Source organism: Burkholderia torrens, from assembly GCF_984668525.1.
Window position 1 is genome coordinate 556025 of the sequence record NZ_OZ480211.1, and the last position, 20267, is coordinate 576291.

Here is a 20267-nt window from a genome sequence, read left to right on the forward strand (position 1 = left end):
CCCGCGTGCTAAAATTCACCGTTTGAGTCCACTAATTCGCTAAGCCGCCGAGGCTCGGGCGCCGGGGCGCGCAACACGCGCCGGGCGCCGGTGCTGCGACGCAGGATCCGATCCGATGACAACCGGTTTTCTCCAGAAAATTTTTGGCAGCCGCAACCAGCGGCTCGTCAAGCAATACCAAAAGACCGTCACGACGATCAATGCGCTCGAAACGCAGATCGAGAAGCTGACGGACGACCAGTTGCGCGGCAAGACGGACGAATTCCGCCAGCGGGTCGCGGCCGGCGAGTCGCTCGACAAGCTGTTGCCCGAGGCGTTCGCGGTCTGTCGCGAGGCCAGCCGTCGCGTGCTGAAGATGCGGCACTTCGACGTGCAGATGATCGGCGGCATGGTGCTTCACTACGGCAAGATCGCGGAAATGCGCACCGGCGAGGGCAAGACGCTCGTCGCGACGCTGCCCGTGTACCTGAATGCGCTGGCCGGCCGCGGCGTGCACGTCGTGACCGTCAACGACTACCTCGCGCAGCGTGACGCCGAATGGATGGCGCGCCTCTACAACTTCCTCGGTCTGTCGGTCGGCATCAACCTGTCCGGCATGGAGCATGACCAGAAGCAGCAGGCCTACGCGGCGGACATCACGTACGGCACGAACAACGAGTTCGGCTTCGACTACCTGCGCGACAACATGGTCTACGAGACCGACGCGCGCGTGCAGCGGGCACTGAATTTTGCAGTCGTCGACGAAGTGGACTCGATCCTGATCGACGAGGCGCGTACGCCGCTGATCATTTCGGGCCAGGCCGAGGATCACACCGAACTGTACGTGCGGATGAACGCACTGCCGCCGCTGCTCGAGCGCCAGATCGGCGAAGAGAAGGCCGACGGCACGGGTGTCGAGAAGCCGGGCGACTACACGCTCGACGAGAAGGCACGCCAGGTGTTCCTGACGGAATCGGGCCACGAGAAGGCCGAGCGCCTGCTCGCCGAATGGGGCCTGATCGGCGAGGGCGAGAGCCTGTACGCGCCGCAGAACATCACGCTGATGCACCACGTGTACGCGGCGCTGCGCGCACACACGCTGTTCCACAAGGATCAGCACTACGTCGTGCAGAACGGCGAAGTGGTCATCGTCGACGAATTCACGGGCCGCCTGATGGCCGGCCGCCGCTGGTCCGACGGCCTGCACCAGGCCGTCGAGGCGAAGGAACACGTGAAGATCCAGAGCGAGAACCAGACGCTCGCGTCGATCACGTTCCAGAACTACTTCCGGATGTACGCAAAGCTGGCCGGCATGACCGGTACCGCGGACACCGAAGCATACGAATTCAACGAGATCTACGGTCTCGAGACGGTCGTGATCCCGACCAACCGTCCGCCGAAGCGGATCGACAAGCAGGACCAGATCTACAAGACGGCCAAGGAGCGCTATGACGCGGTGATCCGCGACATCCGCGACTGCTACGAACGCGGCCAGCCGGTGCTGGTCGGCACGACGTCGATCGAGAACTCCGAGCTGCTGTCGCACCTGCTGAAGCAAGCAGGGCTGCCGCACGAAGTGCTGAACGCGAAGCAGCACGAGCGCGAAGCGGCAATCGTCGCGGAAGCCGGCCGTCCGAAACGCGTGACGATCGCGACCAACATGGCCGGTCGCGGTACCGACATCGTGCTCGGCGGCAACGCCGAGAAGCAGGCTGCGTTCATCGAGGCCGACGAGGCGATCCCGGCCGACGAAAAGGCGCGCCGCATCCAGCAGCTGCACGACGAGTGGGAAACGCTGCACGAGCAGGTGAAGGCCGCAGGCGGCCTGCACATCATCGGCACCGAGCGCCACGAATCGCGCCGGATCGACAACCAGCTGCGCGGCCGTGCGGGCCGCCAGGGCGATCCGGGCTCGTCGCGCTTCTACCTGTCGCTCGACGATCCGCTGCTGCGCATCTTCGCGGGCGACCGCGTGCGCTCGATCATGGATCGCCTGAAGATGCCGGAAGGCGAGGCGATCGAGGCCGGCATCGTCACGCGGTCGATCGAATCGGCGCAGCGCAAGGTCGAAGCGCGCAACTTCGACATCCGCAAGCAGCTGCTCGAATACGACGACGTGTCGAACGACCAGCGCAAGGTGATCTACCAGCAGCGCAACGAGCTGCTCGAAGCGCACGACATCACCGAGACGATCACGGCAATGCGTCACGGTGTGATCACCGAAGTCGTCCGCCAGTTCGTGCCGGAAGGCAGCATCGAAGAGCAGTGGGACGTGCCCGAGCTCGAAGAAGCGCTGCGCAACGACTGGCAGCTCGACCTCGCGATCCAGGAAATGGTGAACGAGTCGACGTCGATCACGGCCGAGGAAATTCTCGACGCCGTGATGACGGCCGCCGACGAGCAGTACGAGAGCAAGGTCGCGATGGTCGGCCGCGAATCGTTCAGCGCGTTCGAGCGCTCGGTGATGCTGCAGACGGTCGACCGCCTGTGGCGCGAACACCTCGCGGCACTCGACCACCTGCGCCAGGGCATCCACCTGCGCGGCTATGCGCAGAAGAATCCGAAGCAGGAATACAAGCGCGAAGCGTTCGAACTGTTCGCCGCGATGCTCGAGGCGATCAAGCAGGAAGTCACGCGCGTCGTGATGAACGTGCAGATCCAGTCGCCGGAGCAACTCGAGGAAGCCGCCGAGCAGATCGAGGAGCGCGGCGCCGGTCATCTCGAAAACGTCGAGTACCAGCATGCCGACTACGCGGAATCCGGTGCGCCGGTGGCGAACGTCGCGGCTGCCGCGGCGGCCACGGCAACGGCCGACATGGTCGGCAGCGCGATGACGCACAGCGGCCCCGGCGGCGAGATGCCGAAGGTCGGCCGCAACGACCCGTGCCCGTGCGGCAGCGGCAAGAAGTACAAGCAGTGTCACGGGAAGCTGTCATGATCGACGGCGGCGCGCGTCACGCGTGCTGCTTCGCTCCAGCTTCGAGTGACTGACGTGAGTTGCGGCGGCCCGCGCGTGCGGCCGCCGGTTCTTCCAATCGATGCCGGCACATGCCGGCATTTTCCATCCGGCAGGTGTGCCCCATGGCTGTCAATTTTCCGTCGATCGATCCCGCCCAACTGCATCCCGTCGCCGGCGTCACGCTCGGCTGGGCGGAAGCGAATATCCGCAAGCCGAATCGCAAGGACGTGCTGGTCATCTCCGTCGACGAAGGCGCGACGGTCGCGGGCGTGTTCACCGAAAACCGTTTCTGCGCCGCGCCGGTCACGGTTTGCCGCGAGCATCTGGCGAAGGTGCGTGCGGGCGGCGCGGGCATCCGCGCGCTCGTCGTGAATACGGGCAATGCGAACGCGGGCACCGGCGAGCCGGGCCTCGTGAACGCCCGTGAAACCTGCACGGAGCTTGCCCGCCTCGCAGGCATCGAGCCGGCGCAGGTGCTGCCGTTCTCGACCGGCGTGATCCTCGAGCCGCTGCCGATCGACCGCCTGAAGGCCGGCCTGCCGGCCGCGCTCGCGAACCGCAAGGCCGCGAACTGGTTCGATGCCGCGCAGGCGATCATGACGACCGACACGCTGCCGAAGGCCACCTCGCGTCAGGTGACGATCGACGGCCACACGGTCACGCTGACGGGCATCAGCAAGGGCGCGGGCATGATCAAGCCGAACATGGCGACAATGCTCGGCTTCCTCGCATTCGACGCGAACGTCGCGCAGCCGGTGCTCGACACGCTCGTGAAGGAAGTCGCCGACCGCTCGTTCAACTGCATCACGATCGACGGCGATACGTCGACGAACGACTCGTTCATCCTGATCGCATCGGGCAAGAGCTCGCTGCCGGCCATCACGTCGACCGATTCGCCGGCCTATGCGGCACTGCGCGACGCGGTGACCGAAGTCGCACAGGTGCTGTCGCAGCTGATCGTGCGCGACGGCGAAGGCGCGACGAAATTCATGACGGTGCAGGTCGAAGGCGGCAAGAGCGTCGCCGAATGCCGCCAGATCGCCTACGCGATCGGTCATTCGCCGCTCGTGAAGACGGCTTTCTACGCATCCGACCCCAACCTCGGCCGGATTCTCGCGGCGATCGGCTACGCGGGCGTCGCGGATCTCGACGTCGGCAAGATCGACCTCTATCTCGACGACGTGCTCGTCGCGAAGGCAGGCGGCCGCAACCCGGCCTACCAGGAAGAGGACGGCCAGCGCGTGATGAAGCAGAGCGAGATCACGATCCGTGTGCTGCTCGGCCGCGGCGACGCGCAGGCCACCGTCTGGACGTGCGACCTGTCGCACGATTACGTGAGCATCAACGCGGACTACCGCTCCTGATCGGGAGCGTTCGAACGACATGGACAAGCTTGAACAGTTTCTGACGCGCGCCGAAGCGCTGCTCGGCCGTCTCGAGGGGATGCTGCCGCCCGCGCCGGCGGCCGTCGACTGGAACGCCGCCCACGCATTCCGCTGGCGCAAGCGCCAGGGGCGCGGCTACCTGCAGCCGGTGCCGGCCGTGTCGTCGATCACGCTCGGCGACCTGCACAACATCGATCGCCAGAAAGGGCTGATCGAGCAGAACACGCGGCAGTTCGTGCAGCGCAAGCCGGCCAACAATGTGCTGCTGACCGGCGCACGCGGTACCGGCAAGTCGTCGCTGATCAAGGCATGCCTGAACGCGTATGCGCAGGACGGGCTGCGCCTGATCGAAGTCGACAAGGACGACCTGCACGATCTCGGCGACATCGTCGACCTGATCTCGCAGCGTCCCGAGCGGTTCATCGTGTTCTGCGACGACCTGTCGTTCGAGGAAGGCGAATCGGGCTACAAGGCGCTGAAGGTCGCGCTCGACGGCTCGATCGCCGCGCAGTCGGACAACGTGCTGATCTACGCGACGTCGAACCGCCGCCATCTGCTGCCCGAGTACATGAGCGACAACGAGTCGTACAAGCATCTCCCGGACGGCGAGATTCACCCCGGCGAAGTCGTCGAGGAAAAGATCTCGCTGTCGGAGCGCTTCGGCCTGTGGGTCAGCTTCTATCCGTTCAAGCAGGACGACTATCTCGACATCGTCGCGCACTGGTTGCGCCATTTCGGTTGCCCGGACGCGGAGATCGAGACCGCGCGCGGCGACGCGCTCGTATGGGCGCTCGAGCGCGGTTCGCGCTCGGGCCGCGTGGCGTGGCAGTTCGCGCGTGACTGGTCGGGTCGCAAGGAGCAGGCATGAGCGCGGATCTCGCACAAGGCGCCGCGCGCGCACCGGATGGCCGCAAGGTGACGGAAGTCGCGGTGGGCGTGATGGTTCAGCCGGACGGCAGCTACCTGCTCGCGCAACGCCTGCAGGGCAAGCCGTATGAAGGTTACTGGGAGTTCCCGGGCGGCAAGCTGGAGGCCGGCGAAAGCGTCGAGGACGCGCTCGCGCGCGAACTCCACGAGGAGCTCGGCATCGAGGTCACGGCCAGCCATCGCTGGCACACGCTCGAGCACGATTATCCGCATGCGTACGTGCGGCTTTATTTCTGCAAGGTGACGGGCTGGACGGGCGAGCCGCACAGCAAGGAAGGGCAGGCGTTCGTGTGGCAGCAATTGCCGGTCGCCGTCGCGCCGCTGTTGCCGGCGGCGCTGCCGGTGCTCGAATTGCTCGAGAAGGAAGCGGCGTCGAACTGACGCCGTGGCGGCCTGCCGGAAAGGCGGGCCATATCGCCGGCGGGCGGTGCTACGCGCCGCTCAGCTGTCGCGACGGCCGTCCGTGCCGTCTTCTTCCGACGATGGGCCTTCGTCCGAGGCGCCGCCGATCCGGTACTTTTCCGCGGCCCATGCGCCGAGGTCGAGCTGCTTGCAGCGGGCCGAACAGAAAGGACGGAACTTGTTTTCAGGCGTCCAGCGCACTTCTGCGCCGCACGAAGGACATTTCACGACGGTAGTCATACGAAAGCGTTGAACCGGCACGCGGCCGTTACAGATTGCACAGTGTCAGATGGAACGGCACGTCGATGTCCACCGCGCGCGGCCGCACATCGCCGTCCTGCATGGTGAACCGTACCCACAGCATGTATTTGTTGGCGCTCGCTTCGGGAATGACGCGCAGCTCCGGCGGCACGCGTACCTGCATCAGCTGGTAGGTGCGGCCCGACAGCATCTGCTGGTAGCTGCCCTGCATCGCCATCACCTTCGACGCCTGGCCCGATTCGCGCGCGAGCCGCAGCACGATCGACGCGGCGTCGCGCAGCGGCAGCATCGGCAGGATCCACTTCGCGATGTCCTGGCGCCGCTGCTCGGCGGGCCATTGCTGCCACGCGTAGTACGACGGCAGGTCGAACTTGCACGTGCCGCCGGGAATCACCGCGCGGCTGCGGATACTGGCGAGCCACTCGTTGTCGACGAGGTGCTGGCCGGTCTTGCCCTGCATCTGCGCGAGATTGGCCAGCGTCTGCTCGATTTCGCCGAGCACGGCTTCGAGCGCGTTCTGCTCGATGCCCGGATTGCCGCGAAAGGGGGCGAGCGTCTGGCGTTGACGTTCGAGCTCCTTCATCAGATCCGATTTCAGGTCCGCGCGGCCCGTTACCTCGGCGATTTCGAACAGCGTCGTCAGTGCGACGTGGTGTTCACGCGGGTCCTCCTGAGCCAAAAAGAACGCGAAGCGCTCGAAGAGATCTTCGAGGCGCAACAGCGTGCGAATTCGCTCGTTGAACGGATACTCGTAAAGAATCAAGCGCGCTCGCCTCTTGGGTAGGGATTGAAACAATGCAGGACATTCTAATGCTCACTCTCTACCCTAGCAACGCGCCAATTTCGTGCACCATCACGATTGCGCGCAATGCTCAGTGCGCGGCGGCCGCGAGCGCGACATAGCGTTGGTGCAGTGCATCGACCCGTGCGGCAAGTGCATCGGGCGTAACCGCGTCGTTGACGATCACGTCGTCGGCCGCCGCGAGACGGGCTTCGCGCGTCGCCTGTCGCGCGATGATCGCCTCGACCTGCTCGCGCGTGAAGCCGTTGCGCCGCATCACGCGTGCGATCTGCGTTTCGACCGGGCAGTCGACGACGAGCACGCGATCGCTGCGCGCCTTCCAGTTGCCTGACTCGACGAGCAGCGGCACGACGAACATCACGTACGGGCCCTGCGCTTCGCGTGCCTCGCGATCGGTTTCCGCACGGATCAGCGGATGCGTGATCGCTTCGAGGCGCCGGCGTGCGTCGTCGTCGCTGAAGATCAGCGTGCGCATCTTCGCGCGATCGAGCGAGCCGTCGGCGGCCACGAAGCCGCGGCCGAACGCCTGTTCGATCGCGGGCATCGCGAGGCCGCCGGGAGCCGTGATGCGGTGGGCGATCAGGTCGGTATCGACCAGCGACGCGCCGCGTGCACCGAACAGGTCGGCGACGGTCGTCTTGCCGCTGCCGATGCCGCCCGTGAGTCCTACTGCAAACATGTCAGCCTCCGAGCGCGAAATAGAACGGCGTGCCGAAAAACAGCGTCGCAACGCCACCGGCCGCGAGGAACGGGCCGAACGGAATCGGCTCCTCGAAGCGCATGCGGCCGCGCCAGGTCGCGACGAGCCCGACGATCGCGCCCGTTACCGCCGCGAACAGCACGACTTGCGGCAGCGCGGCCCAGCCCATCCACGCGCCGAGTGCGGCCAGCAGCTTCAGGTCGCCGAAGCCGATGCCCTCGATGCCGCGCAGCCATTTGAACAGCCAGTAGATCGACCACAGGAACAGGTAGCCGGCCATCGCACCGATCACGGCCGAGCGCAGCGACGTGAACGTGCCGCCGAGATTCAGCACGAGCCCGGCCCAGAGCAGCGGCAGCGTCATCGAGTCGGGCAGGTAGCCCGTGCGGATGTCGATCGCGCTCATCGCGAGCAGCGCCGCACACAGCGCAAACGCGGCAAGCCCGGCGACGGTCGGGCCGAATGCTGCGAGCGAGCCTGCGGAGAGCAGCGCACACACGAGCTCGACGAGCGGATAGCGGAGGCTGATCGCGTGGCCGCAGCGGCGGCAGCGCCCGCGCAGCATCAGATAGCTGACGAGCGGGATGTTTTCCCAGGCGCGCAGCACGTGGCCGCAATGCGGGCATGCGCTGCGCGGGCGCCACAGATCGTAGTGCGGCGGATAGCCGTCGTCGGGCGCGGCGCTCGCGTTGCCGGTCGCTTCGTCGATCTCGGCCTGCCACGCGCGCTGCATCATCACGGGCAGCCGGTGCACGACCACGTTCAGGAAGCTGCCGACGCACAGGCCGATGATGGCCGCGAACGCATACTGCAGCGCGGGCGGCAGCATCGCCAGTGCGAGCAGCGTGCGCTCGGGCGAATCGGGAACGGCGGGCAGGGGCACGGGCGTCATGAGGCTCAAGGTTCGGGCTTAAAAGGCGACAGAATCGGTTGCGATGCTACACCACGTTGCCGAGCTGAAGGATGGGCAGGTACATCGCGATCACGAGGCCGCCGACGAGTGCGCCCAGGACGATCACGATCAGCGGTTCGCCGAGCGCCGCGAGCGCATCGAGACGCGCGTCGAGCTGGCGTTCGCACAGCGCGGCGATGTCGGCGAGCATCGTGTCGAGCGCGCCGGTTTCCTCGGCGACGGCGATCGGCTGGACGACGTCGTCCGGAAAGCAGCCGGCCGACTGCATCGCATCGGCGAGACGCGCGCCGCGCAACACGTGTGCCGCGATCTGCGCGGTGGCGTGCGCGAACACCGGATGGCCGGCCGTCCGCTCGAGCGTGGCGAAGGCGTCGGCGAGCGGCACGCCGGCGCCGAGCAGCGTCGCGAGCGAACGGCACCAGCGTGCGGCCGCATACCGTTCGAGCGCGCTGCCTGCCAGCGGGGCATGCAGCAGGCGCCGCGCGACTGCATGGCGCAACGGCGCCGACCGTCGAAGCGCGTGATGCGCGGCAAGCGCTGCTGCCGCCGTGCCGGCGGCGAGCATGCCGCCCCACGCCGACAGCGCGGAGGAGAGCGCGAGCAAGGCGCGGGTCGGTGCCGGCAGGGCGGCACCGAAGCCGTCGAAGATCTGCCGGAACGTCGGCACGACCCACACCATCAATGCCGCCGAGATCGCGAGCGCGAACAGGATGACGGCGGCCGGATACGCGAGGGCGGCCCGCAGCTTGCGCCATTGCGCATCGGCGCGCTCGCGGTGTTCCGCGACGCGTGTCAGCACGATGCCGAGCGAGCCGGACGCTTCGCCGACTTCGATCAACTGGCGGTACAGCGTGCCGAACTGCGACGGATAGCGTGCGAGTGCCTCGGCGAAGCGCCGGCCGCCGACGATTTCCCGCGCGAGGCCCGCGGCGATGCGCGGCAGGCCGTCATGCGACCGTGTACGCGCGAGCATCTCGAGCGACGGTGCAAGCGGCAGCCCGGCCTGCAACAGGCTCGCGAGCTGGCGCGTGAAACGCGTGATCTCCCGGGCGCCGGCCGCCGGCGGCCGGGCCGGCCCGCGGACGTCGAGCGACAGCACCGCGATGCCGTCACGCGCGAGTGTGGCACGCGCGGCCGCGGCGTCGAAGGCGATGACCGTGCCGCGGCGCGGTGTGCCGTCGCGACGGCGGCCGCGCCAGGCGAAGCGGGTTTCGCGCGGCGGCGTGGGCATGCTCATGCGGCGGGCGTGGCGGCGACGGCTTCCGCGATGCTCGTCGTGCCGTCCCGCACGCGGGAGAATGCCGCGTCGCGCAGGTTGCGCACGCCCTCGGCCGCCGCGCATTGCGCGAGCTCGCCGACGCTCGCCCGTGCGACGATGCGCTCCGCCAGTTCCGGCGAGACCGGCATCGTCTGATGCAACCCGATGCGGCCGCGATAGCCGATCCCGTGACAGGCGCTGCAGCCGCGCGCGACGAACGGCCGCCATCCGTTCGCCAGGGCCGCCGGGTCGCAGCCGGCTTCCTGCAGCACGCGCGCCGATGCGTCCGAAGGGACACGGCACGCGACGCACAGGCGCCGGACGAGGCGCTGCGCGGTGACGAGCTGCAGCGCGGCCGCGAGGTTGTACGGCGCGACGCCGATGTCGAGCAACCGTGCGATCGCGGCCGGCGCGTCGTTCGTGTGCAGCGTCGACAGCACGAGATGGCCGGTCTGCGCGGCCTTGATCGCGACGTCGGCCGTTTCCGCATCGCGTATCTCGCCGACCATGATGATGTCGGGATCCTGCCGCAACAGCGCACGCAGCGCCGTCGCGAACGTGAGCCCGGCCTTGTCGGCGACGCCGACCTGGTTGATCCCGTCGAGCTGGATCTCCGCGGGGTCCTCGACCGTGCAGACGTTGTGTGCGTCGCGATCGAGCATCTGCAGTGCGCAGTACAGCGACAGCGTCTTGCCGCTGCCGGTCGGGCCCGTGACGAGCACGAGGCCGTGCGGTGCGCGTATCGCGGCCTCCATCGCGGCGGCCTGCTGCGTGTCGAAGCCGAGACGGGCGAGCGTGAGATCGGCCGGCAGCGTTTCGAGGCGCCGCAGCACGAGCTTTTCGCCGAACAGCGTGGGCAGCGAACTGACGCGATAGTCGCCGCGCGTGCCGCGGTCGATCGCGATGCGCAGCCTGCCGTCCTGCGGGAGCCGCCGTTCGGCGATGTCCATGCGCGCGAGCACCTTGATTCGTGTGACGAGCGCATCGCGCAGGTGCACGGGCGGCCGCGCATGCTCATGCAGCACGCCGTCGATGCGCAGGCGGATGCGCCAGCCGGTTTCGAACGGTTCGACGTGGATGTCGGATGCGTCGCGCACACGTGCCGCGTGCAGCGTGTCCGTCAGCAGCCGCACGGCCGGTGCATCGTCGAGCTGGGCCGCATCGAGTGCATGAGGCGCGGCGGCAGGCGGCGCGTCTGAGCGGGCGGGCGACGACTGCGTGCGCAGCGGCGCCCCGGGAGGAGGGAAATGCATGTGAGCCGGCACGCTGGCCGCCTGTTGACCGTGACCTGCAGATGGTCGCGCGTCGCGGGCGGCGGTGGCAGTCGGCCGTTCGGCTATCGGCCGGTGGCGCGTGCGGTGCGCGAGCCGCGCGGCTTGAAGAGCTTGACCGTGCGCACGGCCTGGTCGTCGCTGCGCATCACCTCGAGCATCACGTCGCCGATCTTCAGGCACACGTCGTCTTCCGGAATTTCCTCGAGGATTTCGAGCACCAGTCCGTTCAGCGTCTTCGGCCCGTCGGTCGGCAGCTTCAGGTGCAGCCAGCGGTTCAGTTCGCGCAGCGGCATGCTGGCCGACACGATGCATTCGCCGTTCTCGTCCCAACCGCCCGCGCGTTCGCTGCGCGGCATCGACGTCGTGAATTCGCCGATCAGTTCCTCGATGATGTCTTCGGGCGTGACGAGCCCTTCGAGCTCGCCGTACTCGTTGACGACGAGCGCGGTTCGCTGCCGCGTTTCCTGGAAGAACTGGAGCTGCTGGACCACCGGCGTGCCCGACGGCACGTAGTACGGCTCGGCGAGCAGCGTGCGCAGCGTCTCGCGGTCGAACTCCTGGTTGTGCAGCGCGGTGAGCGTCTTGCGCACATGCAGCACGCCGAGCACCTTGTCGATGTCGCCTTCGTAGACGACGAGCCGGTTGTGATAGCAGGTCTCGAGCTGGTGCAGGACGTCGTCGAGCGGCGCGTAGAAGTTGAGCGACTCGATCTGGCGGCGCGGCACCATCACGTCGTCGACCGTGATGTTCTCGAGATCGAACAGGTTGAGCAGGATGCTGCGATGCTTGGTCGGCATGAAGCTGCTCGACTCGAGCACGATGGCGCGCAGCTCGTCGGCCGACATCCGCTGGTCGCGGCCCTTCTTCGTGTTGATGCGCAGCACCCACAGCACGCCGTTCGCGAGCGCGTTGACGAACCAGACGACCGGCTTGAACACGCGCATCAACGGCGCGATCACGAGGCTCGCGGGCAGTGCGATGCGTTCGGGGAAGGTCGCGCCGACGATCTTCGGCGCGATTTCCGCGAACACGATGATCAGGAACGCGACGATGCCGGTCGCGATCGACAGCGCGACGTTGTTGCGGCCGAACGTATGCAGCGCGAGCGACGTCGTCAGGACCGGGATGATCGTGTTGAACAGGTTGTTGCCGATCAGGATCACGCTGAGCAGCAGGTCAGTGCGCGTGAGCAGCCCTTGCGTGGTTTTCGCGCCGAGTGCGCCCTGGCCGGCGAGATGCTTCAGCCGATGGCGGTTGAGCGCCATCATCGCGGTCTCGGAAATCGAAAAGAAGCTGGAACAGAGGAGAAGCAGGAAGACGGCGCCGATTTGCGCCCATAAGGGAATTTGGTCCACGCGTCGGAATGGGCAGTGAAGGACAGGGATGGAGGAAATATAGCAGAGGCCGGCGACGGCGATGTGTCGTGCGCGACACGAGGGGCCTGCGGCGGCCGGGCAAAAAAAAACCGCGCACAGGGTGCACGGTTTTTTAAAAATCTGGTCGGGGTGAGAGGATTCGAACCTCCGGCCTCTACGTCCCGAACGTAGCGCTCTACCAGGCTAAGCTACACCCCGATTTTTGCTCTTCGGACTTCGCCGTCTTCGTGAAGATTTCTGCGTCGTCTCAAGCAAGAACGTAACTATAACGATGTTTTTTCTAAAAGGGAATACTTTGGTGAAGAAAATTTTCGGGACAAGGCATCGCTTCCTGTTTGCCGCGCGCTCACGACTGCCGCGACGTCGAGTACGAGCACAGCCCGAGCAGGCTTTCCTTGTAGATCGAATCGGGGAACGCGGCAATCGCCGCTGCTGCCGCCTGCGCTTCCTGGCGTGCGCATTCGAGCGTGTGGTCGAGCGCGCCTGAGCGCGTGATCGCCTCGAAGATCGTATCGAAGCGATCGGTGCCGCCCTGTTCGATCGCCTCGCGCGCCAGCGCCGATTGCTCGGGCGTGCCGCGTTCGATCAGATAGATGAGCGGCAGCGTCGGCTTGCCTTCGCGCAGGTCGTCGCCGGCATTCTTGCCCATGGCCTCGACGGTGCCCGCGTAGTCGAGCCAGTCGTCCATGATCTGGAACGCGGTGCCGATCCGGCGGCCGTATTCGGCGGCGGCGGCTTCGGTCGGCGCATCGGCGCCCGCGAGCACCGCGCCCAGGCGGGCCGACGCTTCGAACAGCTTCGCCGTCTTGTAGCGGATCACCTGCATGTAGCGCGTTTCGTCGACGTCCGCGTCGTGCATGTTGAGGAGCTGCAGCACCTCGCCTTCCGAAATGATCGTCGTCGCTTCGGACAGGATCTCCATCACGCGCATCTTGCCGACACCGACCATCATCTCGAACGAGCGCGAGTAGAGGTAATCGCCTACCAGCACGCTCGCCGCGTTGCCGAACAGCGCATTGGCGGTCTGGCGGCCGCGGCGCAGCTCGGATTCGTCGACGACGTCGTCATGCAGCAGCGTGGCCGTGTGGATGAACTCGACGACGGCGGCCAGCACGTGCCGCTGGTGCGACGTTTCGCCGAGCGCGCCGGCGACGAGCAGCAGCAACGCCGGACGCAGCCGCTTGCCGCCCGCGCCGATGATGTACTCGGCGATCTGGTTGATCAGCAGCACGTCGGACGCGAGGCTTTGCCGGATAACGCGATTCACCTGCTCCATGTCGCTGGTGATCGGGGCGAGCAGGTGGGCGGCGCTGAGGGTGGGGGAGGCGGTGGACGACGACATGATGATGGAATTGGGTGATGCGGCGGATTATAAGTCGAATCCGCGAAATCCCGGTCTGTCAGACGTGACGGCACTGCGATTTTGGCCGTCCGGCCAGGGCCCGCGCGCGGCAATCGTCGATCGGTTTTGACTTCGGTGCTAACCCCATGTATAATCACGTGTTTTCCGCGCGTGGTGTGCGGAAAAATTGGATCCAGAGTGAGGTTCTCAATGTACGCGGTCATAAAAACCGGCGGCAAGCAGTACAAGGTTGCCGTTGGCGAAAAACTCAAAGTAGAACAGATACCGGCTGACATTGACGCTGAAATCACGCTCGACCAGGTTCTCGCAGTGGGCGAAGGCGAATCGATTAAGTTCGGTACGCCGCTGGTCAGTGGGGCTTCCGTCAAGGCCACCGTTGTGTCGCACGGTCGTCATGCCAAGGTCACCATCTTCAAGATGCGTCGCCGGAAGCACTACCAAAAGCATGGCGGCCACCGCCAGAACTACACTGAGCTGCGCATCGACGCGATCAACGCGTAAGCGCCTCGGTTAAGGAGCAATCAGATGGCACACAAAAAGGCAGGCGGCTCTTCCCGGAACGGCCGCGACTCCGAGTCGAAACGTCTCGGCGTGAAAGTGTACGGCGGCCAGGCAATCAATGCCGGCGGCATCATCGTGCGTCAGCGCGGTACGCGTATGCACGCAGGCGAGAACGTCGGCATGGGCAAGGATCACACCCTGTTCGCGCTGGTCGACGGTCACGTCAAGTTCGCGACGAAGGGCGCGGACAAGAAGCATCTGGTCATCGTCGTCCCGGCGGCTGCCTAAGTCAGGCACCCACGGGCTTCGTAGCCGAAAGGCCCCGCAGTCTTCGCGGGGCCTTTTTTTATTTGGTCGCCGGGCGCAGGTGCGTGCCGGCGACCCTCGCGCAACCGGCGTACGATCGGCCGAACGGCAGATTGTTCAAGCGTGCCGGCGCGCGGCACAATAGCGGAAATACTGGGCGGAGTGACGAATGAAGTTCATTGACGAAGCACGAATCGAAGTCATCGCCGGCGACGGAGGCGATGGCAGCGCGTCGATGCGCCGCGAGAAGTTCGTCCCGTTCGGCGGGCCGGACGGCGGCGACGGCGGCCGGGGCGGTAGCGTCTACGCGATCGCCGACCGCAACATCAACACGCTGATCGACTACCGATACGCGAAGAAGCATCTCGCGCGCAACGGTGAAAACGGCCGCGGCTCGGATTGCTACGGCAAGGGCGGCGACGACGTCACGCTGCGCATGCCGGTCGGCACGATCATCACCGACATGGATACCGGCGAGCTGATCGCCGACCTGACCGAGCACGACCAGCAGGTGATGCTTGCCCAAGGCGGCTCCGGCGGCCTCGGCAACCTGCATTTCAAGTCGAGCACGAACCGTGCGCCGCGCCAGAAGACGGACGGCAAGCCGGGCGAGCGGCGCATGCTGAAGCTCGAGCTGAAGGTGCTCGCCGACGTCGGCCTGCTCGGCATGCCGAACGCAGGCAAGTCGACGTTCATCTCGTCGGTGTCGAATGCGCGGCCGAAGATCGCCGACTACCCGTTCACGACGCTCGCGCCGAATCTCGGCGTGGTGCGCGTCGGCCCGAGCAAGAGCTTCGTGATCGCCGACATCCCGGGGCTGATCGAGGGCGCGGCGGAAGGCGCGGGCCTTGGCCACCAGTTCCTGCGCCACCTGCAGCGGACCGGCGTGCTGCTGCATCTGGTCGATCTCGCACCGTTCGACGAAAGCGTCGATCCGGTCGCGGAAGCGACCGCGATCGTCGGCGAGCTGCGCAAGTACGACGAGGCGCTGTACGAGAAGCCGCGCTGGCTCGTGCTCAACAAGCTGGACATGGTGCCGGAAGACGAGCGCGAGGCGCGCGTCGCCGATTTTCTCGATCGTTTCGGCTGGGACGGCCCCGTGTTCGAGATTTCGGCGTTGACGGGCCAGGGCTGCGAAGCGCTGTGCTACGCGATCTACGATTACCTGTCCGAACATTCGGACGCACACCGTGCGGCGGAGGCGGAAGATCTCGCGGCGGACGTGCGTTTCCGCGATGCGCCGCCGGCAGACGGCGGTGCGACGCCGGGCGACGACGCCTGAGCGGTTCCTGAACGCGCCGGGCGTGCCGTCCGGCGCCGGCGTTCAATCGCGCCCGGCCGGGCAGGCATCAGATACAGGAGACAGTGCAGGATGCGTTCGATCATCGCGGATTCGAAGCGATTGGTGGTGAAGGTGGGTTCCAGCCTCGTGACCAACGACGGCAAGGGGCTCGATCATGCTGCAATCGGCCGCTGGGCAGCCCAGATCGCGGCGTTGCGCGCGCAGGGCAAGGAAGTCGTGCTCGTCAGTTCGGGGGCGATTGCCGAAGGGATGCAGCGGCTCGGCTGGAGCAAGCGGCCGCGGGAAATCGACGAGTTGCAGGCTGCGGCGGCGGTCGGCCAGATGGGGCTCGCGCAGGTCTATGAGAGCCGCTTCACCGAGCACGACATCCGCACCGCGCAGATCCTGCTCACGCATGCCGACCTGGCCGATCGCGAGCGCTACCTGAATGCGCGTTCGACGCTGCTCACGCTGCTGCGGCTCGGTGTCGTGCCGATCATCAACGAGAACGACACGGTCGTCACCGACGAAATCAAGTTCGGCGACAACGACACGCTCGGCGCGCTCGTCGCGAACCTGATCGAAGGCGATGCGCTGATCATCCTGACCGACCAGACCGGGCTGTTCACGGCCGATCCGCGCAAGGACCCGAACGCGACGCTCGTCGCCGAGGCCAATGCCGGCGCGCCGGAGCTCGAGGCGATGGCCGGCGGCGCCGGTTCGAGCCTCGGTCGCGGCGGGATGCTGACGAAGATCCTCGCGGCGAAGCGCGCGGCACACAGCGGCGCGAATACCGTGATCGCGAGCGGCCGGGAGCCGGACGTGCTCGTGCGCCTGGCGGCCGGCGAGGCGATCGGCACGCAGCTGATCGCGCGCACCGCGCGGATGGCGGCGCGCAAGCAATGGATGGCCGACCATCTGCAGGTGCGCGGCCATGTCGTGATCGATGCCGGCGCGGTCGAAAAGCTGACGGCCGGCGGCAAGAGCCTGCTGCCGATCGGCGTGATCGACGTGCAGGGCGCGTTCGCGCGCGGCGAGGTGATCGCGTGCGTCGGCCCCGACGGGCGCGAAGTGGCGCGCGGGCTCACGAACTACAGCAGCGCGGAAACGAAACTGATTCACCGCAAGCCGAGCGGCGAGATCGAGACGGTGCTCGGCTACATGCTGGAGCCCGAACTGATCCACCGCGACAACCTCGTGCTCGTTTGATCGTCTGATCGCCGGCCACGGTGTCGGCGGTGCAGGCAGTCCAGCAAAAAAGCCCGCGCGATGCGGGCTTTCTTATAGCGGCGGGACGATGCGGGCGACCCGCATCGTGCGCCGTCAGCGCAGCTGCGTCATCGCGGTGCGGTGGAACCGGATGTTTTCCAGGATCTGCCGGGTCGAGCCTTGCGGCATCTTGTTCGAGCAGAAGTAGTCCTGATAGAGCGCGGAGTGGTAGGCGTTCAGCTCGCCGTTCTCGATGCGCCGCCAGTCGTTTTCGACGGTACGATCCCAGCCGTCGTGGTCCGAGTTCAGGCCGGCGTACTGGCGCCATTCGTAGGTGTCGCAGCGGATGCCTTCGTAGTTCACGTTGCGTGCGCCGGCCGGGCTCGTGATGACGACCGCGTAGCGCACGACGCCATCGGTGCCGACGTCGAGCGATTTAGCATCGACGAAGAACTTGAGCGGCGTGTTCTGCGACACGTTGAACGGCAGCAGGTCGCCCGTCTGCGGCAGCGGCGGCAGCGTGTCGACCGTGTTTTCCTTCCAGGTCCCTTGGCGGTCGAGCAGGTACACGAATTCGCTGTCGTCCTTGTTGGACGGCGCCTTCGAATTCGCGCAGCCGGCCAGGGCAGCCATCGCGGCGATCGATGCGAGCGCGAGAGCAATCGCTTTCAATATGCATTCCTCGTAAAAAAAGGGCGCGACACCAAGGTCGCGCCCGGTCATGCAGTCCGACTCGTCATTTGCCGACGATCACGTGGGGCGGCATCTCGTCGAGCGTGCTCGCCTCCACTTCGATCTCCGAACACACTACCGATGCGTCGACAATCGTCAGCGTCTGCTGGGCCTGTACGCCAATGACGCGCGGATAGCGCGACATTCGCGGCCCGCGCGGCTTCTCGGCTCGCTGCGCCGGGCGGCGCAGGAAGCGCGACAATTCCGTCAGCGCCAACTGATAGACATCCCGCTTGAACTCGATCACCGCATCGAGCGGTACCCAGTACTCGTTCCAGCGCCACGCATCGAACTCCGGGTGGTCGGTCGCGCGCAAGCAAATGTCGCAATCGCGTCCAACCATCCGCAGCAGGAACCAGATCTGCTTCTGGCCGCGGTAATGACCGCGTACTTCGCGTTTGATGAACTTGTCAGGCACCTCGTAACGCAACCAGTCGCGAGTGCGGCCGATTATCTTGACGTGTTCCGGATGCAGGCCCGTCTCCTCGTGCAGTTCCCGGTACATCGCCTGCATGGGGGTCTCGCCGTACTTGATCCCACCTTGAGGAAACTGCCAGGAATGCTCGCGGAGCCGCTTGCCCCAAAACACCTCGTTGCGCGCGTTCAAGAGGATGATGCCGACGTTCGGGCGAAAGCCTTCACGATCCAGCATACAACCACCTTCGAATCCTTTAAAATTGCTTTGATTATAAACAGATAACGGGCGCTGCGCACCGTGACGGAGCGAATCCGCGCGGGGTGCACCGGCTGAATTGTCCCTGATTAGTCTGCTAAGTCATCTGCGCCATCGTCGTCCCTCGTTGTTCGCCGCGCGCAGCTTTTTCACCTTGAAACTTTTTCGGGCGCCCCGCCTGGGGGCGCCGTTTTTGGAACCGTCCGCATGAAAGCTTCCCGTTTCTTTATCGGCACCCTGAAAGAAGCTCCCGCCGACGCAGAGATCGTCAGCCACAAGCTGATGGTCCGCGCCGGCATGATCCGTCGCGTCGCCGGCGGCATCTATAACTATCTGCCGGTCGGCCTGCGTTCGATTCGCAAGGTCGAGGCGATCGTGCGCGAGGAAATGAACCGGGCGGGCGCCATCGAGCTGCTGATGCCGGCCGTGCAGCCGGCCGAGCTGTGGCAGGAGTCGGGCCGCTGGGAACAGTACGGCCCCGAGCTGCTGCGCTTCAAGGACCGCAAGGACAACGACTTCGTGATCGGGCCGACGCACGAGGAAGTCATCACCGACATCGCGCGCAACCAGATCAAGAGCTACCGGCAGATGCCGGTGAACTTCTACCAGATCCAGACGAAGTTCCGCGACGAGATCCGTCCGCGCTTCGGCGTGATGCGCGGCCGCGAATTCATCATGAAGGACGCGTATTCGTTCGACAAGGACGCAGCCGGCCTGAACGAGTCGTATCGCAAGATGTACGACGCGTACGTGCGCATCTTCACGCGCCTCGGCCTCGAGTTCCGTGCGGTCGCGGCCGACAGCGGCTCGATCGGCGGCAACTTCTCGCACGAATTCCACGTGATCGCCGACACCGGCGAGGACGCGATCGCCTACTGCCCGACCTCCGAGTTCGCGGCGAACATCGAGGCCGCCGAAGCGCTGCCGCTGACGCCTGAGCGCGCCGCACCGGCCGAATCGATGGAAAAGGTCGCGACGCCTGGCAAGGCGAAGTGCGAAGCCGTCGCCGAACTGCTGGCGATCCCGCTCGAGCGCACGATCAAGTCGATCGTGCTCGCGACCGACAACGAAGGCGCCGAGCCGACCATCTGGCTCGTGATGCTGCGCGGCGACCACGACCTGAACGAGATCAAGGTGTCGAAGCTGCCGGGGCTGAAGAACCACCGCTTCGCGACCGAGCAGGAAATCGTCGAGTGGTTCGGCACGCCGCCGGGCTATCTCGGCCCGGTCGGCACGAAGAAGCCGGTGAAGGTGATCGCGGACCGCACGGTCGCGAACATGAGCGATTTCGTCGTCGGCGCGAACGAGGTCGACTATCACATCGCCGGCGTGAACTGGGGCCGCGACCTGCCGGAACCGGATGTCGCCGACGTGCGCAACGTGAAGAAGGGCGACGCGTCGCCGGACGGCAAGGGCGTGATCGACATCTGCCGCGGCATCGAAGTCGGCCACGTGTTCCAGCTCGGCACCAAGTACTCGGAAGCAATGGGGGCGACGTTCCTCGACGAGTCGGGCAAGCCGCAGCCGATGCTGATGGGCTGCTATGGCGTCGGCGTCACGCGTATTCTCGGCGCGGCGATCGAACAGAACTTCGACGACAAGGGCATCATCTGGCCCGAGTCGATCGCGCCGTTCGAAGTCGTGCTGTGCCCGATGGGCTACGACCGCAGCGAGATGGTGCGCGAAACGGCCGACAAGCTGTACGCGGAACTCGTCGCGGCCGGCATCGACGTGATCCTCGACGACCGCGGCGAGCGCCCGGGCGTGATGTTCGCCGACTGGGAGCTGATCGGCGTGCCGCACCGTCTCGTGATCGGCGAGCGCGGCCTGAAGGAAGGCAAGATCGAGTACCAGGGCCGCCGCGACGCCGAAGCGACGCTGCTGCCGGCCGACGCGGCTGCGGCGACGGTCGCGGAGAAGATCCGCGCCGCGCTCGCACGCTAAGCACGGCGACCGGGGGACACG

19 protein-coding genes and 1 tRNA gene are annotated in these 20267 nt (G+C 66.2%); 9 read left to right on the forward strand and 11 right to left on the reverse strand.

Translation table 11 applies throughout. The features are described 5' to 3' along the window. Window positions 1–115: 115 nt before the first annotated feature. The 4 genes from secA to AC5LXX_RS02565 all read left to right on the forward strand — a co-directional run bounded on the left by secA (window position 116) and on the right by AC5LXX_RS02565 (window position 5631). Window positions 116–2917, forward strand: coding sequence for a preprotein translocase subunit SecA (gene secA, locus AC5LXX_RS02550; protein WP_493410381.1), 2802 nt, complete (start codon window positions 116–118; stop codon window positions 2915–2917). A gap of 143 nt (window positions 2918–3060) precedes the next feature. Further along, on the forward strand, window positions 3061–4302 hold the full coding sequence (argJ, locus tag AC5LXX_RS02555; RefSeq protein ID WP_493402260.1) for a bifunctional glutamate N-acetyltransferase/amino-acid acetyltransferase ArgJ: 1242 nt from the start codon (window positions 3061–3063) through the stop codon (window positions 4300–4302). Between the two features lie 19 nt (window positions 4303–4321). Beyond that, entirely contained in the window at window positions 4322–5191 is an 870-nt protein-coding gene (locus tag AC5LXX_RS02560; RefSeq protein ID WP_493402261.1) for an ATP-binding protein, read from the forward strand. Further along, a complete protein-coding gene (locus AC5LXX_RS02565; RefSeq protein WP_493410382.1) occupies window positions 5188–5631 on the forward strand; it encodes an NUDIX domain-containing protein in 444 nt (147 codons plus the stop codon). Before AC5LXX_RS02560 ends, AC5LXX_RS02565 begins: the two co-directional genes overlap by 4 nt. Before the next feature lie 60 nt (window positions 5632–5691). On the opposite strand, the gene AC5LXX_RS02570 is transcribed toward AC5LXX_RS02565, so the two are convergent. From AC5LXX_RS02570 to AC5LXX_RS02610, 9 genes are all read right to left on the reverse strand, one after another. Beyond that, window positions 5692–5892: a DNA gyrase inhibitor YacG gene (locus AC5LXX_RS02570; protein WP_059506884.1), complete on the reverse strand. Its 201-nt coding sequence runs from the start codon at window positions 5890–5892 to the stop codon at window positions 5692–5694. Between the two features lie 28 nt (window positions 5893–5920). Further along, window positions 5921–6676 (reverse strand): cell division protein ZapD, encoded by a 756-nt coding sequence (gene zapD / locus AC5LXX_RS02575; RefSeq protein WP_034186363.1) that lies wholly within the window; start codon window positions 6674–6676, stop codon window positions 5921–5923. A 109-nt stretch (window positions 6677–6785) separates the two neighbouring features. Continuing rightward, entirely contained in the window at window positions 6786–7394 is a 609-nt protein-coding gene (coaE, locus tag AC5LXX_RS02580) for a dephospho-CoA kinase (RefSeq protein WP_493410383.1), read from the reverse strand. Between the two features lies 1 nt (window position 7395). After that, window positions 7396–8307, reverse strand: coding sequence for a prepilin peptidase (locus tag AC5LXX_RS02585; protein ID WP_493410384.1), 912 nt, complete (start codon window positions 8305–8307; stop codon window positions 7396–7398). A 46-nt stretch (window positions 8308–8353) separates the two neighbouring features. Continuing rightward, entirely contained in the window at window positions 8354–9565 is a 1212-nt protein-coding gene (locus AC5LXX_RS02590) for a type II secretion system F family protein (protein ID WP_493410385.1), read from the reverse strand. Beyond that, window positions 9562–10839, reverse strand: coding sequence for a GspE/PulE family protein (locus AC5LXX_RS02595; protein ID WP_493410386.1), 1278 nt, complete (start codon window positions 10837–10839; stop codon window positions 9562–9564). Before AC5LXX_RS02595 ends, AC5LXX_RS02590 begins: the two co-directional genes overlap by 4 nt. An 83-nt stretch (window positions 10840–10922) precedes the next feature. Beyond that, window positions 10923–12215: an HlyC/CorC family transporter gene (locus tag AC5LXX_RS02600; RefSeq protein ID WP_124455320.1), complete on the reverse strand. Its 1293-nt coding sequence runs from the start codon at window positions 12213–12215 to the stop codon at window positions 10923–10925. 142 nt (window positions 12216–12357) lie between these two features. Continuing rightward, window positions 12358–12434, reverse strand: a tRNA-Pro gene (locus AC5LXX_RS02605). Between the two features lie 148 nt (window positions 12435–12582). Further along, on the reverse strand, window positions 12583–13578 hold the full coding sequence (locus AC5LXX_RS02610) for a polyprenyl synthetase family protein (RefSeq protein ID WP_069247066.1): 996 nt from the start codon (window positions 13576–13578) through the stop codon (window positions 12583–12585). Between the two features lie 210 nt (window positions 13579–13788). Between AC5LXX_RS02610 and rplU the strand changes: the two genes are divergently transcribed. The 4 genes from rplU (at window position 13789) to proB (ending at window position 16897) form a co-directional block, all read left to right on the forward strand. Next, the gene (gene rplU, locus AC5LXX_RS02615; protein WP_006025184.1) at window positions 13789–14100 is read left to right on the forward strand and encodes a 50S ribosomal protein L21; all 312 of its coding nucleotides are present in this window, start codon (window positions 13789–13791) and stop codon (window positions 14098–14100) included. Window positions 14101–14124: 24 nt separating this feature from the next. Next, a complete protein-coding gene (rpmA, locus tag AC5LXX_RS02620; RefSeq protein WP_006476999.1) occupies window positions 14125–14388 on the forward strand; it encodes a 50S ribosomal protein L27 in 264 nt (87 codons plus the stop codon). Window positions 14389–14575: 187 nt separating this feature from the next. Further along, window positions 14576–15688, forward strand: coding sequence for an Obg family GTPase CgtA (obgE, locus tag AC5LXX_RS02625; protein ID WP_124455321.1), 1113 nt, complete (start codon window positions 14576–14578; stop codon window positions 15686–15688). 90 nt (window positions 15689–15778) lie between these two features. Further along, window positions 15779–16897 (forward strand): glutamate 5-kinase, encoded by a 1119-nt coding sequence (gene proB / locus AC5LXX_RS02630; RefSeq protein ID WP_124455322.1) that lies wholly within the window; start codon window positions 15779–15781, stop codon window positions 16895–16897. Between the two features lie 114 nt (window positions 16898–17011). Here the strand turns inward: proB and AC5LXX_RS02635 are convergent, their stop codons facing one another. Next, window positions 17012–17620 carry a CNP1-like family protein gene (locus AC5LXX_RS02635; RefSeq protein ID WP_124455323.1) on the reverse strand — a complete coding sequence of 203 codons (609 nt, stop codon included), beginning with the start codon at window positions 17618–17620 and terminating at the stop codon, window positions 17012–17014. Window positions 17621–17633: 13 nt separating this feature from the next. Then, on the reverse strand, window positions 17634–18281 hold the full coding sequence (locus AC5LXX_RS02640; RefSeq protein ID WP_124455324.1) for an RNA pyrophosphohydrolase: 648 nt from the start codon (window positions 18279–18281) through the stop codon (window positions 17634–17636). A gap of 228 nt (window positions 18282–18509) precedes the next feature. Here AC5LXX_RS02640 and AC5LXX_RS02645 point away from each other — a divergent pair, with 228 nt between their 5' ends. Next, on the forward strand, window positions 18510–20246 hold the full coding sequence (locus AC5LXX_RS02645; RefSeq protein WP_493410387.1) for a proline--tRNA ligase: 1737 nt from the start codon (window positions 18510–18512) through the stop codon (window positions 20244–20246). Window positions 20247–20267: the final 21 nt, after the last annotated feature.